The 15,390-nt window shown below is 50.5% G+C and carries 11 protein-coding genes and 1 riboswitch; of the genes, 7 read left to right on the top strand and 4 right to left on the bottom strand.

Annotation, left to right across the window (positions count from 1 at the left end; translation table 11 throughout):
- From HMPREF2756_RS08345 to HMPREF2756_RS08330, 4 genes are all read left to right on the top strand, one after another.
- A complete protein-coding gene (locus HMPREF2756_RS08345) occupies nucleotides 1-810 on the top strand; it encodes a transposase (protein ID WP_070620238.1) in 810 nt (269 codons plus the stop codon).
- A 158-nt stretch (nucleotides 811-968) separates the two neighbouring features.
- Nucleotides 969-1,751 (top strand): slipin family protein, encoded by a 783-nt coding sequence (locus tag HMPREF2756_RS08340; protein WP_004004593.1) that lies wholly within the window; start codon nucleotides 969-971, stop codon nucleotides 1,749-1,751.
- 209 nt (nucleotides 1,752-1,960) lie between these two features.
- A complete protein-coding gene (locus tag HMPREF2756_RS08335; RefSeq protein WP_013399010.1) occupies nucleotides 1,961-2,509 on the top strand; it encodes an NAD(P)H-dependent oxidoreductase in 549 nt (182 codons plus the stop codon).
- 253 nt (nucleotides 2,510-2,762) lie between these two features.
- Entirely contained in the window at nucleotides 2,763-3,311 is a 549-nt protein-coding gene (locus HMPREF2756_RS08330) for an NAD(P)H-dependent oxidoreductase (protein ID WP_004004591.1), read from the top strand.
- Nucleotides 3,312-3,427: 116 nt separating this feature from the next.
- Here HMPREF2756_RS08330 and HMPREF2756_RS08325 read toward each other — a convergent pair whose 3' ends face one another.
- Nucleotides 3,428-5,071 carry a bifunctional hydroxymethylpyrimidine kinase/phosphomethylpyrimidine kinase gene (locus HMPREF2756_RS08325; RefSeq protein WP_070620235.1) on the bottom strand — a complete coding sequence of 548 codons (1,644 nt, stop codon included), beginning with the start codon at nucleotides 5,069-5,071 and terminating at the stop codon, nucleotides 3,428-3,430.
- A 100-nt stretch (nucleotides 5,072-5,171) separates the two neighbouring features.
- A riboswitch (TPP riboswitch) is annotated at nucleotides 5,172-5,296 on the bottom strand.
- Nucleotides 5,297-5,525: 229 nt separating this feature from the next.
- Here HMPREF2756_RS08325 and HMPREF2756_RS08320 point away from each other — a divergent pair.
- The gene (locus HMPREF2756_RS08320) at nucleotides 5,526-6,251 is read left to right on the top strand and encodes a DUF6318 family protein (RefSeq protein WP_246825902.1); all 726 of its coding nucleotides are present in this window, start codon (nucleotides 5,526-5,528) and stop codon (nucleotides 6,249-6,251) included.
- A gap of 43 nt (nucleotides 6,252-6,294) precedes the next feature.
- Nucleotides 6,295-7,383, top strand: coding sequence for a hypothetical protein (locus tag HMPREF2756_RS08315; protein ID WP_246825901.1), 1,089 nt, complete (start codon nucleotides 6,295-6,297; stop codon nucleotides 7,381-7,383).
- 112 nt (nucleotides 7,384-7,495) lie between these two features.
- Here HMPREF2756_RS08315 and HMPREF2756_RS08310 read toward each other — a convergent pair whose 3' ends face one another.
- From HMPREF2756_RS08310 to HMPREF2756_RS08300, 3 genes are all read right to left on the bottom strand, one after another.
- On the bottom strand, nucleotides 7,496-9,229 hold the full coding sequence (locus tag HMPREF2756_RS08310; RefSeq protein WP_070620229.1) for an ABC transporter ATP-binding protein: 1,734 nt from the start codon (nucleotides 9,227-9,229) through the stop codon (nucleotides 7,496-7,498).
- Nucleotides 9,222-11,048: an ABC transporter transmembrane domain-containing protein gene (locus HMPREF2756_RS08305; protein WP_070620226.1), complete on the bottom strand. Its 1,827-nt coding sequence runs from the start codon at nucleotides 11,046-11,048 to the stop codon at nucleotides 9,222-9,224. Before HMPREF2756_RS08305 ends, HMPREF2756_RS08310 begins: the two co-directional genes overlap by 8 nt.
- A gap of 285 nt (nucleotides 11,049-11,333) precedes the next feature.
- Nucleotides 11,334-12,011 carry an immunity 52 family protein gene (locus HMPREF2756_RS08300; RefSeq protein WP_246825900.1) on the bottom strand — a complete coding sequence of 226 codons (678 nt, stop codon included), beginning with the start codon at nucleotides 12,009-12,011 and terminating at the stop codon, nucleotides 11,334-11,336.
- A 224-nt stretch (nucleotides 12,012-12,235) separates the two neighbouring features.
- Between HMPREF2756_RS08300 and HMPREF2756_RS08295 the strand changes: the two genes are divergently transcribed.
- Entirely contained in the window at nucleotides 12,236-14,842 is a 2,607-nt protein-coding gene (locus tag HMPREF2756_RS08295; RefSeq protein WP_070620223.1) for a DEAD/DEAH box helicase, read from the top strand.
- The last annotated feature ends 548 nt before the right edge of the window (nucleotides 14,843-15,390 follow it).

Below are 15,390 nucleotides of genomic sequence, written 5' to 3'. Positions count from 1 at the left end.
ATGCCTGAGCAAATTGCCGGAGTGTCCCTGATGGTGTGGCTATCCAGCGTTTATGCGCTGGGGCTAGTCGCCGTCGGGTGGGGCTTCGATATTCTTGCTAAGCGCACAAGCCAACGTTTCGTGGCATCCCGGACTTTCGGGTTCACCTACCACGAGAGTAACGATGCGTGGCTCTGCCCCAAGGATCAGTGGCTATGGCCGGTAGCGTTTGATACGGATAATCGTGTGATGCGCTACCGCGCCAAGCCGAGCGTGTGCAATACCTGTCCTATTAAGGACACTTGCACCGTCTCGTCTAATGGGCGTGAACTTACGCGTGAAGTTGATGAGTGGCCTTACTCGGAGTCGGGTAAGTTCCATCGCGGTCTTGCCGTGACGGTTGCGCTTTTCGGTCCTATTATCGTGGGTGCTACGGCTCTGGCCTGGCATGCTCCCTTGGAGCTGCTGGTGGAAGCCGCCGTTATTGTGGCTTGCTTGTCACTCACCTATCCCCTAGCCATCAAGCTCATCAAATCGCCTGAGAACTTTGTGGCAGATCCTAAACATATTCCTGGGTCTACTGCGGATGAATCGGTGGCGGTTAAGATGGATAGGTTTGCCGCTAAGTGGGGCGGTATTGGCAATGAGCGTAAGCGCCGCACCGACGATGCTCGTAAGCAGATAATCTCTGCTGCAACTTTGCCTGTGCGTTCTTCGCAGATTGATCCTGATCGTCCGGCGTGGAGCGGCGAGGGGACTTCTACCCCACGTCTGCATAAAACTACCGCAGAGGTTATTCAGGAGCAGAATCTCGAAGAAGTCTCTCGTTAGTGTGAGGATGCGCGCCCCGGTTTCTAAGGTACCGTCGTTGATAAATCGGTAACCTAGAGATCGGGGTGCGTATTGTCACCGCATCTAGATTTTTTCTCAGCACGCATCTACACAGGTCATTCCTACTGACCGTTACCAACATATTTTTAGAGGACATGATGGATTCTCTTACCGTTCTTTCGATTGTTATTCCGATTCTTGTAATCGTCGCTTTTCTGATTATTCGTACCCTTCGGGTCATCCCTGAATATCAGCGCGGTATTTCTTTCCGCTTCGGTCATCTGCGTTCCGAGCTGAAACCTGGTATTAACCTGGTGGTTCCGCTCATCGATTCTCTGCAGCGCGTGGACATGCGTGTGATTACGCTGACCATTCCCCCGCAGGAAGTTATCACAAAAGATAACGTTCCTGCGCGCGTGAACGCGGTAGTACTTTTCCGTGTGATTAGTGCAAAAGACGCCGTACTTGAGGTCGAAAACTACCCGATCGCTACTTCTCAGATCGCTCAGACTACACTACGTTCACTGCTGGGGCGTGTGGATCTTGATACTTTGCTGGCGCATCGTGATGATTTGAATGCAGATTTGCAGAGCATTATTGATTCACGCACCCGCCCGTGGGGTATTAAAGTCGAGCTGGTTGAGATCAAGGATATTGAGATTCCTGAGGCCATGCAGCGCGCAATGGCTCGTGAGGCTGAGGCTGAGCGTGAACGCCGCGCCAAGATCATTTCGGCACGTGGTGAGCTTGAGGCTTCATCTCAACTTAAGGAGGCTTCTGACATTCTCAGTGATTCACCGGCTTCGTTACAGTTGCGGTATTTGCAGACTCTCTTGGAGTTGGGCGCTGATCAGAATTCGACGGTTGTTTTCCCGCTTCCGCTGGATATTGTGGGACCGCTTATGGGGGCTTTGAAGGGTGCTTCTCACGAAGAAAAGTAACAGCATCCTTCGATAAATATCACAGAATTATCCGGAACAGTTCTTTCCTACAGACTCGGGGAATATAGCTTGTTCCGGATATTTCTTTAACCTATTCACCTCAGGGCGTAGAAATCGTGAAAATAAGCAAGGAACCTAGCAGCTCTACTTGAGGCTCGATATATTGGATTCCTAACTTTCCTGTTTATCGCACACAGATTGGATTTATCATGTCAAAGATTCTTGTTATTTCAGGTCACCCGAACCTGCCAGATTCCACTGCAAATAAGACGGTTCTTGATGCTGTAAAAAACCATTTTGGCGATGCGATAAACATGCGTGAACTCGACAAGCTGTACGTGAATGGTAAATTCGATGTTCCAGCCGAGCGGAAGGCACTCGCGGAAGCAGATATCGTGGTGCTTCAGTTCCCTGTGTACTGGTATTCGGTGCCGGGTTTGTTGAAACAGTGGATTGATGACGTTTTCGAGTATGGCTTTGCATACGGTCCGCAAGGCACGGCGCTGCGCGGTAAGAAGCTCTTGATTTCTGCGACTGCGGGAGCTCCCGAGAATATGTACCGTGATGCTTTGCCGTATGAGCTCACAACCACATACGCCGATTTTGGGAATACTGCCGCTTTCACGGGTATGGAGTTGGAAGAACCTATTTTCAGCTACGGCGCATCAAGTGATCCGGGGAATACCGCAGCGGTACGGGCTATTGGTGAGAATCATGGCACCAAGCTCATCGCCAGGTTAGAATCCTTGCGGGCTTAGTATATTGCGGTTGCTATTTTCTTTTTCGGCGCCATCGCATTAGGTATTTGTCATGCATTTTATGGGTAATGTTGTGCATCGTACACCTTCTGGAAAACTAAAAGCTTGTTAGCAGTATGTATTAGATTCGGCATAATGTTCACAGGCAGACATAGGGAATAGCGTGCTAATATACGAAGGTGGCAAACTTGAGCTTATACTTGAATCAGCACTCACAAGCTCATGATTCTGATGTTTAATAGATTGGATGACTATGTCTAATATCCTGATTATTTCGGGGCACCCTGACCTTACGACTTCTAACGCTAACAAGGCTATTCTTGATGCCGTGCGGGCACGGTTCGGCGATAACGTCAAGATTCGTGAGCTCGACAAGCTGCGTGTAAACGGTAAGTTTGACGTACCTGCTGAGCAGAAGGCACTTGTGGAAGCAGACGTCATCGTTCTGCAGTTCCCGGTGATGTGGTATTCAATTTCTTCTCTGCTGAAGCAGTGGATTGACGACGTTTTCGAGTACGGCTTCGCGTATGGAGAAAACGGCACTGCTTTGCAGGGTAAGAAGCTTCTGATCTCAGCAACCGCTGGCGCTATTGAAGATGTCTACCGCACTATGCTGCCACGCGACGTATCTGCCACGTTGACCGAGTTTGAGAACACCGCAGCGTTTACCGGTATGCCTCTTGAGGAGCCGCTATACAGCTACGGCACCACTGGCGACCCCGATAACCCTGCTGTTGCTCGCGCCATCGGTGAGGATCACGGCAAGCGCCTGATTGAGCGTCTGGAGGCGCTGGGGGCATAGTCCCTTCTACCTACCTGCTAAAAAGGCTCTTTATCCAAATCAAGCGGTGAAAAATACGCTTTATTTGGATAAAGAGCCTTTTTTACTTTTTCGCGTGGGGGCCGGACGGTGTGATTTTACCGCAACGCTCTATGAGCCTGGTCGAAGAAGTCACGTTCATATAGGCATGCGCTCATATATGCCTGAGCGGCGGCAACACGCTGACTGGGGGAAGCCTGCTCAAATGCTTCCTCAACAACCGCCACGCAGCGGCGCACATCTGCAGCAAACTCTTCGCCGCCATACACCGAAATCCAGGAATTATACGGATGTTCCTCGTGGGTTTTCTCCAAAAGCCGGTAACCGATCTCAAGGTACAGCCAGTAGCATGGAAGCGCCGCAGCTGCACCCACCACATAATCCTCACCAGCAGCAGTAGCACGTAAAAAGTTCGTGTACCCCATTGTCACTGCCGAAGGCGCACCACGCCGAATACCACCCTGCTCCGCAGGAATAGCGGGATGCGCCGCCAACCATTCATCGTGCAAAAGCGATTCCTCAACAATTGCCGCCTGGGCACCCGCAGCCCAATGCACCTGACCTTGCGGTGAGGTGGCACGTGCCGCAAGAGTAGCTAAGGCGCGAGAATACTGGGCAAGGTACTGCGCATCTTGGTCTAAATAGAAGCCGAATAAATCCTCGTCAAGCGTGCCGTCGCCCAGCCCGCGAATAAAGGGCAAATCGAGAATGTCACGCCAAATATCACCGGTAGCTTGCCACAGGACGGCGGTCCACGGACCCGCCGGAGTTACCTTCGGCTCTGGGGATTTCCGCTGCGCGGGTTTCACCAAATTCTTGGGACTCTCGCCCGTAAGATTTTTATCAGCGTATAAGTGCTCCCACGGCTTCGTATCAGCTGCATGCTCCAAACGGCGAGCACGTGCCTGATGATCAACCGGTCCATGACCCTGCCCGCTGCCCACGTGCAGTTCCTCACCAGCGATAATAGCTTCGTTGAGCCACCGGGTGCTCCATGCCAGCGCGTTCGTGAGTACTCGTACACTCAGCTCATTATTGCCATTCACAAGAGCAAATCCAAGGCGGGTAGCAAGACTTGATGAGAGTGAGCACCCGGTGCCGTGGGTATTCTTTGTCTGGATGCGGGTGACAGCTACATGTGTATGAGTTCCATTAGGGAAAACAGCCGAATTTCCGGCGTCCTCCCCCGTCAGGTGACCGCCCTTAACAATCACGATCGTGCCAGTGCTCCCCGCAAGCTGAGCCGCCTGGTTGTGCGCTTCCTCCAAAGTCTGGGCAGGGTTGCTCTCACAGAGCACCGCGAGTTCGGCAATATTCGGAGTGATAACATCTGCCTGCGCCACCAATTCGCGCAGTGCCTGCTCGGCGTCTTGACTAATCAGGCGATCGCCGCTGGAGGCAACCATCACCGGATCAAGTACCACCACTGGTACCGGATGTTCTGCAAGCCAGGTCTTGACGGTAGTGATAGTTTCAACATCGCCGAGCATACCAATTTTAACGGCATCCACAGTCACATCGTCGAAAACTGCCGCAAGCTGTTCCTGTAAAAACTCGGTAGGTGGAGCAAAAATGCTGCGAACCCCTTGTGTATTCTGTGCGACAAGCGCGGTTGTGGCGCACATACCGTAACCACCGCTTGCGGCAATAGACTTGAGATCGGCCTGGATTCCAGCACCGCCTGTAGGGTCGGTTCCGGCAATGGAAAGCACGCGAGGTGTAGATGTGTTTAATAGCGTCATAGCTATAAGTCTCCTTGGAATGGGCGTGGTATCGCTGCAAACGCACCACGCTATCTAGATAATGATGAATCGGGTGTTTCAGAAAGAAGGTTAAGGCTGCTCTGCCACAGTTCGATATCCCTTCGCTAGTTCTAACTAGAGCAGGTTCAATGGGTATATCTCAGCTCCAGACAACAGCGCCGTGCTGTGTATCCGTTACAAAATGGAGCACCCCATATCGCGTTTTCACTGTAGCATATACTGTTGGGCTCAATAGGTTCACGGACTTTATGTGTCATTGCCGTGCACATATCTCTAAGTTTTGGTAATTTTCAAACTCTTATAAAGTAATATTTCTTATTCTTGACATGTAACAGTACTGTTGAAAAAGGGTCGCGCTCCCCTGCGGCCTGCTGTATATTCACCCAACCACGAAAGTTCACTGATGAACATTCCTGCCCTTAGGCACAACAGTGTGCCTCAAAAAGTCCTCAACCGTCGTGCCCTGATAGCCTTCGCATCGGGGATCTGCGTTACTGAGTTCCTGACCGCTTGCGGAGAGCAAGCACATGAGACAGCACCTGCTCGTGCCGAAACATCCAACACCACAGACGGTAGCTCTAGCCCACATGGTACCGAATCTGCCTTACCTGAGGCACAGGCGCATCCGACCTTCACTAAGGGTTATTCTGGTGGCTCTGAAGCGCCCAAAGGTGAGTACCGTCCCGCAGACGAAAAAGGACCCGCGCAGAACGTCCCCAAGCCCAAAAAGCCCGAAGATATTGGGATTGAGACACCGGAGGCGCTTTTTCACTTTATTCAGTATTGGAACGACCTGCGGAACTATGCTATACAGACTGGAGACGTACAACCATATGCTGACTATACGTCTGAAGGTTATAAAGAAGAGGAAGAGATTGCCAACTATGTCTATAGGCTCTACCAAAAGGGAGGATGGGCAGTTGGTGGTACTAGAAAACTCACCTTTGACCCGTCCACTCTGATATCGCCAAGCGATCACGTTTACCTCATCATCGGAAATATTATCGCTAACGACGTCGTCTACTTAGATAACGAAGACTATAAGACCCATACCTATCCCTTGTCCGAACAAAATAAGAACACTATCGAGTTCGGTATCGTTTTCAAATCAACTGGTCACTGGGCATTTGCTGGGATGGAAAAAGTTGAGCTCAAATAAGAAACGCGTTTTTTGCGCTATAACAGTAATTTTCTTCTGTACAGTGTCATACTCTTCTTCTGCTGCAAACGACTATTCAGGCAATATCCACGGAGGTAAACTCACGGTTAAGGGAACCTCGTCTTCCAGCAATTCACAACAGCCTAACGAACCTCATACGGTACCTCAACAAAGTAATGGATATCGAGATACTGACGCGAAGCAAGGTATCGCCGATACAGGCTCTAACGCTCCCGCAACCGTGAGTAGTGTAGGAAATACCTTCGATGTCTACAATGGCAATGCTTCTAAAGATGCGCCCTGTCTCTACCAAGGGAAACCCGGTAAAGTAGCCCGTGTTCCCCTACCCATTGACGATTCAGGCAACTATAAACAATACGGTGTCGTTCAGTCAGGAAACGGCGGTATAGCGTGCGTTCCCAACGATCCTGCAGACCAAAACACACCTGAAAACGAACCTACTGCCGATAACGCCCAAGTTCGCACCCAAAAGATAGAGCACCAAGTTCGGGAGCAACTCGCCGAACTTACCACTACAAAACCCGCACTACATTTCGACGGGCATGAGCCCCACGTCAATACCGGGATCAACACAAACTTCTATGTGACCGGCGTGAAAACCGCAGCACATGATACTACTATCCTCGATGAAGAAGTCACGATAGAAGCTGTTCCCGTTGCCTATACCTATGAGTACGGTGCCGGCGACCCTGTGTACACAACGCGGGATTCAGGAACCGCGCAAGGCTCTGTCTGGGACAAGAGCAAACGTAACTTTAAACCCACCGATACCAGCTATGCTTTCAAAGAATCCGGCAACTATCATGCTTACGTTACTGTCACCTATCAGGGTCGGTACCGTCTCAAAGGTGGAGACTGGAATATTGTTGGCTCGCTTACGGTTCGCAGTGATCCCACTCTAGTACGCGTGTGGGATACCGAGGTGCATTCTGTAGGTAAAACCTGCCACGAAGACCCTGGTGCTCGAGGATGCCCAGCACATCCGGATGAGCCCGATCGTAATAACCCGAATCCAAAGTTAACGCAGCCTGACCCGGTGACAGGGCAGCATTGGCATCGCGATGACTCGGGAGCAGGCGATACCGAATGGCGGCTCCATAAGAAAAAATAAATCCCAACTAACTCTATAACCTGTCCGAGCGTCGTACACTTTTCTTCTCTATCGTGCCGTTGTGCCCATCTACGAGAGGGGCAGAGAGTGTACGGCTTTTGACTATCATCTTCTAGGTCAGAGCGAAAATCTCAGCGGGCGTGCCCTCAGCAGTAATCATGCCTTCCTGAAGCAAAACGGCGCGGTCTGCCAGAGAGGCGATACGCGCATCGTGCGAAATAATCAACACAGCACGATTCGCGAGCACGGCCTGTAATGATTCGATCGCGTCCACAAGCTCAAGCTGGGTGGTCGATTCATCAAGAATCACCGCGTGAGGGTTTGCCGCGACGATGCGCGCTAAAGCAAGCTGCTGAATCTGGTCACGGGTGAGTTCGTGCTCTCCCGTACCGATGCGCGTCTTCAACCCTTGGGGAAGCTCACGCCACCAACGAGCGCTAACAGCATCCAGAGCTTCACCGATCTGTTTCTCGGTGGCTTCTGGTACTACAGCGGTGAAATTATCAATAACGGTACCAAAGAAAATATGCGCTTCTTGGGTACAAACCAGTAGTCGCGGCCTACCATCTTCGTACTTGTCGGTTGGAAATTCCCCATTGCCAACTGGTTTTCCCAGCACACGGATTGTACCGTCAAGCGCGCTCAAGGAACCGCCAATGAGCCTTGCAAGCGTGGTTTTTCCAGAGCCAGAACGCCCAACTAACGCTAAGCACTCCCCAGGCGCAATCTTTAGATTAATATCAGTCAGTACAAGCGCATCTGAAGAATAACCGTACGACACATGGGAGCACTCGATTACATGTGTGGTATTCCCCAAAGTTTCATGATGTTGTGCTCTACGAATATCTTTGCGCCGAGCACGCTGCGCTTGCGCCAGATTAATAATCCCAAACACACGCCCCATATTAACCAGCATTATGCGTATATTGCCCACGTGATGCCCCAAAATATCCGCCATAGTTCTCAGGCTGAAAACCATAATGGATGCAGTCGCCAAGGCACCCCAGGTTGCCCACCCTTGCATGACGCAGAAGGACCCCCAGAGCAAGCAGATAACGGTAGGGAACCACGCATTCAGAGCATCAAGCGTGTAATAATTTTGGCGTATACGCACCATCTTGAGTGTAGCCCGATAACGCCGATCGTTATCAGCCTCGAATGTTTCGTTGCGAGCATCATGCACCCCAAGTTCACGAATGGTGGATGCGCCCCGAACATTCTCGGTCAGCACGCTATTAAGCTCGCTCGTAATCTCCTGCACGCTCTGATTTTCACGGGCAAGACGCGGCAGAAAATATCCCATCAGCACGCCCAAGCCGATAATCATGGGCAGGAAGATAACGCTCAGAGGTACGCTGAGTGTGGCAAGTGAAACCATAGAAACTACGAAATACAGAATCACAAAAAGAATTTCGAGCAGGTCAAAGCTGACGGCGTTCGAGGCTGAAGACAGGTCATCAGTCACTCGTGTGAGCAGGTCGCCGCTGCCGGATTCCTCGACGGTTCGCGCATCAAGATCTAGAGTTGCATCAATGGTATCTATACTTGCTTGGCGTGTTACGAGGGCGCCAAGACGGGCGGCGCTGTACATAGCCAAAAGCATCACGATGGCTTGAGCAACAGTAGCGGCAAGAATGATCAATACAGGTTTCCACGGAAATTGCGCATACTTACCAGCCACAACGTCGTCAACAGTTGCACCAATCTGCAGAGGCACTACCGCGCCCATGACGCTGCTCAACACATAAACCATAAAAGTGAAGAATGCATGCCCTCTATAACGCACAATATAAGAACCCATTTTCTGCACAACCACACGGGGCGGTTCGGTTGGTAACTTAGACATGATTTACCCTCTGGGTTTCGATATTGTTATCTCGCGCAATACGCCGAGATACTTCTGCAGTTGTCGAAATAATGTAAATAGTCTCAAAGCCCGCAAGCAGCCCAGGATAGAGCTCTGGTGCTGCAGGCGTGCCCACACATTCCTCAAGTCTGTCGTAAATATATTTCTGGCTTGGCTCATCCACAGAATTAAGGGGCTCAGTCAAAATGAGTATTTGGGTGTCCTGAGCGATAGCACGCGCAAGAGCTAAACGTTGGCGTTGTCCGCCCGAAAGGTTAGCCCCTTCGCTAGTGATCAGCGCTTCAAAATATTCATCTGGATTTCGCCCACCCAAACGGTAAGCAATTTCGCTAGAGTCGGTTATCTGAAGGAGAGCTTCATCTTTCGCTTGCGCAGCTATAGTATCTTCGGGCGGTACGGTGCCCAGACGTAGGTGATTCCGCAAAGTTCCGGCGAAAATCATAGGGTTAGGCTCACTTAGTAGGATTCGCTGTTTATCCGGCAGTTTTTCGGCAGCGAGCGCACGCACATGTTCGACAAGCGATTCTGCATACTCTTGAGCAGTCAGCTGCCAATGTCGAGGATTGATGTATACGATGCGCGCGTTGCGTGCCTTTGCGGGAACCTGCGGGATATCGACGACCGGCATATCGTGTTCTTTCTCATGGCTCACATATGCTTCAAGTTCGGTATCTGTTCGCGGTTCTTTAAGCACACCTTTACGTACCCCGGCGTACCCTTCAAGCCGAGCGACTTTAGCCAGCCCCACCTTGGCGTAACGCCATTCGGTGAGAAAGTTTTGTGAAATCCAGACGGGCCCACCCATCATGGCGATAATAGAAGCAACCGTTACTAGGGAAGCAGCTGGAACATCAGGTACCCAGCGTCCGTTCTCAACGTGTCCCGTCAGCGCGAAACCAATACCAAGCAGGGTGACTGTTCCACTGAGGAATACGCGGATAAGGAACATCCAGCGATGAGTTTTCTCATATTCCATGAGAGCGTCGAAAACGTCATCTGCTCCCTGGTGATAGCGCTCGCGCATTTGCTGTTCAGCGCCCAGTCCTGTGATGGTGCGTAGTCCTGTTGCTATATCTGAGGCACGCGAAGAATTTTCACCATCTTTCGCGCGGTAGACGCCCACTTTACTTTCCATGAAGGTGGAGTATTTCGCCAGAACCCATATCACTAAGGCTGTTCCGGTAAGAGTCACCGCCGCAGTGAGCGGACTAATGAGCCACAACTGTATAGCGCCTAAAGTTGCGATAATCATGGCGTTGGTGAAGAGAGGGATTGAGAAAAATACTGCGCTGATACGGCGCACGTCTTTGCTCATAACGGTAACCATCTCACCCGCATTGTTCTTATGCGCTGCGCGGTTGAGCAGGGCGTTAATATAGGTGCGCCAGTCGCGGTCTAGCTCGGCACCAAATTTCATGGATGCGCCCCACCCAAAGTATTCGTTGAGCGCGATAAACCCGATGGAGACGACAACGACCCAAAACAGCAGCCAGGCATCAGCCGTGTGTCCTGCGATTTGGTGATTGATAAAAGTGCCCACGACAACGGGAATGCCGATAGCACCGATACCCGCAGTAGTTTCTCCAAGCATGGGGATAACCCAACGGTACCAGGGATATTTATACCCGGGGGCACTCACACGTAAAGATACCCGATTTTTCAGGTCATCGTCAGAAATACCTACCTTGGGAGTTTGTGAGGACTGTGTATGATTTTTCTGCTGGTTCTGCGTCGTCTTTGTACTAGTGGGAGCTTCTTCTGTACTTCTTTGGTGATACTGCTCGTCCGCATTCGCCATATGTGCCTCGCTTATACCCTCTATTTCATTAAATATTGAGGCTAACACATTTACCTTATATATGTGACATGTTGCATTGCAGATTTTATAGTTTTCTGCTGTACCGCTTATTTTCACGAGAGCCTACAGAAAACTAGCTACGATACTTTTGCAGACAATCTAGATGAAACATACACAGCATAAGATGTCACGCAGTAATTTTTTGGTGCGAAGATTCAAGATGCTGATTCAATACGTTCATGTGCCGCAGTAGAGTACACGCTCTACTCCACGGTTCGATAGTTCTTACGCGAGCGCCACAATTTTCTCCGGGGTGACATCGTGAATATCCGATGAGGTTTCAAGAAGTATTCCCTGATGCAGGGGTTTTCCTAAGTCGCTGATTAGTTCGCATGCTGCTGGTTCGCTGAAATAGGTTTTCCACCCTAGAGATGGTGTATACGCTTCTCTCTTCGGTACAGCACGTAACCAGGCGGGTGTTGTCCATGTCGCTAAGTGCGGTGACCAACAACGAATAATTGTTTCAAGCAGTTGGTGACCGGATTCAAGAGTGGGTTCTCCCTGTGAAGATTCTGGCACTTCGGGGTCTCGCCAAAATTTGATCAGGACAAAGTTTTTAAAATTCTTATTGTCGGTTTGTATTCCCACGCATCCTTGGACAATTATTGGGAGCGGCCCCAGATATTCAAGGTTAAAGTAGTACCCAAATGAGACGTCTGCATCTGGAGTTTTCGCGCCCTCTAGCTGGCCCAGTAGCAGATCGGTCAATCCAGGAATAGCGTTTTCAACATTAGCCCCTAACCGCTGAGGAGCTTCGCGCATGATACGCCAGTGTCCGCCCGGGTACAGTGACTCAAGCGAGGTCATAAAATGGTGAAGTTCTGACACACAATCATCAAGAGTATTTTTCCTTGCGGTCGCCCAGTATCCCGCTATTTGTGTGTCCTTTAAGGATATTCTCATGCTATATTGCGTACTCCTTATCAGAAGGGAAACTAACCGCACTTCGCTATACGCAAGTCTAACAGTCAGAGGGGTTTCTGCTAGCGTAAAAAATGACCATAACCTAAGTTTCCTGTGGCGTGTATATCTTGCGTAACGCAATAGTTACCCAATATTGTGCGCATCGCTGATTTTGACGGATTCTGCTAATTCTCTGCCTCTAGACTCGGTAAAATTGAAGCACCATGAGCATTCTTGAATACCTTTCCCCCAAACTCGCGGAGAATCCCGGCGGTTACAACCGGCTCGACTATACTGGCAATCCGCTCACCCCGGATGAAATCTATGAGGCGTTCACCGGGTGGATCTCCAGCCGAGGCATGACGCTTTACCCAGCTCAAGATGAAGCTGTCTTGGAAATTGCGGCGGGGAATAACGTGGTGCTGGCTACCCCTACAGGATCGGGTAAATCTACGGTGGCGGTGGCGGCGCATTTTACCGGTTTGGCGACTGGGCAGCGTTCTTACTACACCGCCCCCATCAAAGCTCTTGTTTCCGAGAAGTTCTTTGATCTTATCGAGATTTTTGGTGCCGAAAATGTCGGTATGATTACCGGAGATTCGGCTATTAACGCAGATGCCCCCATTATCTGTTGTACCGCCGAGATCCTGGCGAATATTGCTCTGCGCGAGGGTAAGTCTGCGGATGTCTGCCAAGTCATTATGGATGAGTTCCATTTCTACTCTGACCCGCAACGCGGCTGGGCATGGCAGCTGCCGCTTTTGGAGCTTCCGCAGGCGCAATTCTTGCTCATGAGCGCGACCCTGGGCGACACCACGCGCTTCCAGGAAGAGATGACGGCACTCACCGGTCGTGAAAGCGTGCTGGTTGCCAGTAGCGAGCGCCCGATTCCGCTTCATTTCTACTACTCGACCGATCCCATTCAGGAGGCGGTTCAGGAGCTTGTGCAGACTAAGCAAGCCCCCGTCTACATTGTTCATTTTTCGCAGAAGGCCGCCCTGGAACAGGCAAACGCGCTGCTGTCGGTAGCTATTGCTTCAAAGGAGGAGAAAGAGCGGATCGCGCAGCTTATTGCGAGGTTCAGGTTTGGCCCGGGTTTCGGCAAGGCGCTGAATAAACTGGTGCGGGCTGGTATCGGTATTCACCATGCGGGAATGCTCCCTAAATATCGTCGTCTTGTGGAGAGGCTTGCGCAGGCTGGGTTGTTAAAGGTGATTTGCGGTACCGATACCTTGGGCGTAGGCATTAACGTGCCTATTCGCACCGTACTTATCACGGCCTTGTCGAAGTTTGATGGGTCGAAGAATCGCCGCCTGCGCGCACGTGAATTTCACCAAATCGCGGGACGTGCCGGTCGAGCTGGTTTTGATACCGCCGGTACCGTAGTGGTGCAGGCGCCCGAACACGATATAGAAAATGCGCGCCTATTGGCCAAAGCACAGGCGAAGTTCGGTGACGATACAAAGAAGATTAATCAGTCACTGTCGTCTAAACGCAAGAAAGCGCCGGAAGGTTTTGTGGGTTGGTCAGAGAAGACCTTCGATCAACTGGTCGCGGCAGAGCCTGAGCCGCTGACCCCTTCGTTCGATATTACCCACTCAATGCTTTTGAACCTGATGCAACGCCCGCAGAACCCGGTGGTCGCAGCCTATCGCATTCTTCAGGTGAATCATGAGCCGCCGCAACGTCGCCGGGAACTTTTGCGTAAAGCCGTTAGTATCTATAAGGAACTACTGACCGGCGGGGTTATTGAGCGCACAGATACCCCGGATGAGCATGGCTCATACCTGCGGCTTACCGAAGATTTACAGGATAACTTTGCTTTAAATCAGCCGCTTTCGGCATTCGCGGTGGCAGCCATTGAACTTTTGGATCCTGATTCTCCCAACTATGCTTTAGATGTTCTTTCGCTGATTGAGGCAACTTTGGAGCCGCCTCACCTGGTGCTATATGCACAGGAGCGTAAGGCTAAGAACGAGCTTTCAGCGCAGCTGAAGGCAGACGGTGTGGAGTATAACGAGCGTATGTATGAGCTCGATCAGGTAACCTACCCTCAGCCTCTCACTGAGTTAATCGAGCAGGCATACACTACGTATCAGCAGTCGGCACCCTGGGTGGCACGCTTTGAGCCGCATCCAAAATCTGTGGTGCGTGATATGTACGAGCGCGCTATGGGCTTCAATGACTTTGTGCAGTACTATGCGTTAGAACGTGGTGAGGGCGTACTGTTGCGTTACCTTTCGGATGCGTATAAGGCGCTGCGGCAAACGGTACCCGAGTCGGCCGTCAACGATGATCTTGCGGAGGTTATCGAGTGGCTGGGTGAACTAGTGCGCCAAACCGACTCATCGCTGGTGGATGAGTGGGAGAAACTTGCCGCTGGCGAAGATGCTGCATCCTTGGCAGCTGACCGTGCCGCCGCCGAGATTAAGGATGATACTCCCCCGGCCGTCACGAAGAATGTACGTGCGTTCCGGGTGATGGTGCGCAATGCTCTCTTCCGCCGTGTTGAGCTTTTCGCCGATGAGCGAGAGAACATACTTGGGGAACTAGATGAGGTCTCAGGATGGGATGCTGACGCTTGGGCGGATGCGATGGATGACTATTTTGATGCCTACGACGATATCTATACGGATGCTGAGGCTCGCTCCCCTAAGCTCGTTCAAATTGACGATGATGTGCGGGAACATCCTGGCGTATGGAAAGTACAGCAGACCTTTGCTGATCCTGAGGACAACTTCGACTGGGGTATTCGGGCGGAGGTAACTCTTGCTGCCTCCGATGATGCTGGTTACCCAGTTCTGAAGATCCTAAGTGTGGGTGAATTCTAAAATATGTGCGATCAGCTGCGTACTTTCAATGCATTGTTTAAACATTTCATAATCCAATAAAACGATTCCAGTGCTAATAGAGTTCGCATAGCCTTAAACTATCGAGAGTAGGATTGTCCCCCCCCCCGCGTCTATAAAATTATCCTCTTCCACATCATTTTGCGCCGTCATACATTGCAAATAGCTTGCGTAGTTTGATGTACTTATAGTCCACATACCGCGTTTATCGAACACGCTCATTTTCCAAATATGAAGAATAGTTTCTTTACTTAGAAAAATATGTCACAAATCACAAATTTTCGCCAAAGTGCCTAAATTTCTAGAATATTTAGTATCTTACATCACAAAAACTTCTATAAATCTTAAATTTTTTGTGATCTGAAACAAATTTTATGGAAGTGCACTACCAAAATCTCTCTGCATTTCCGACCACTACAATCTTCAACCACGTAAACTATAGATACAGTTACGATTCAAAACACACAGATAACAAGAATCTAACCTTAATATCAGCATATATTCTGCCAAGTATATACTTATACCTGACA

The sequence above is a fragment of the Rothia sp. HMSC067H10 genome (assembly GCF_001810635.1).
Classification (GTDB): domain Bacteria; phylum Actinomycetota; class Actinomycetes; order Actinomycetales; family Micrococcaceae; genus Rothia; species Rothia dentocariosa.
This window is presented reverse-complemented; position numbering and strand designations above follow the sequence as displayed.

Excerpts from the sequence above, each read along its gene's own strand:
- HMPREF2756_RS08345 (WP_070620238.1), top strand. The coding sequence starts at position 1 with ATGCCTGAGCAAATTGCCGGAGTGTCCCTGATGGTGTGGCTATCCAGC.
- HMPREF2756_RS08340 (WP_004004593.1), top strand. The coding sequence starts at position 969 with ATGGATTCTCTTACCGTTCTTTCGATTGTTATTCCGATTCTTGTAATC.
- HMPREF2756_RS08335 (WP_013399010.1), top strand. The coding sequence starts at position 1,961 with ATGTCAAAGATTCTTGTTATTTCAGGTCACCCGAACCTGCCAGATTCC.
- HMPREF2756_RS08330 (WP_004004591.1), top strand. The coding sequence starts at position 2,763 with ATGTCTAATATCCTGATTATTTCGGGGCACCCTGACCTTACGACTTCT.
- HMPREF2756_RS08325 (WP_070620235.1), bottom strand. The coding sequence starts at position 5,071 with ATGACGCTATTAAACACATCTACACCTCGCGTGCTTTCCATTGCCGGA.
- HMPREF2756_RS08310 (WP_070620229.1), bottom strand. The coding sequence starts at position 9,229 with ATGTCTAAGTTACCAACCGAACCGCCCCGTGTGGTTGTGCAGAAAATG.
- HMPREF2756_RS08305 (WP_070620226.1), bottom strand. The coding sequence starts at position 11,048 with ATGGCGAATGCGGACGAGCAGTATCACCAAAGAAGTACAGAAGAAGCT.
- HMPREF2756_RS08300 (WP_246825900.1), bottom strand. The coding sequence starts at position 12,011 with ATGAGAATATCCTTAAAGGACACACAAATAGCGGGATACTGGGCGACC.
- HMPREF2756_RS08295 (WP_070620223.1), top strand. The coding sequence starts at position 12,236 with ATGAGCATTCTTGAATACCTTTCCCCCAAACTCGCGGAGAATCCCGGC.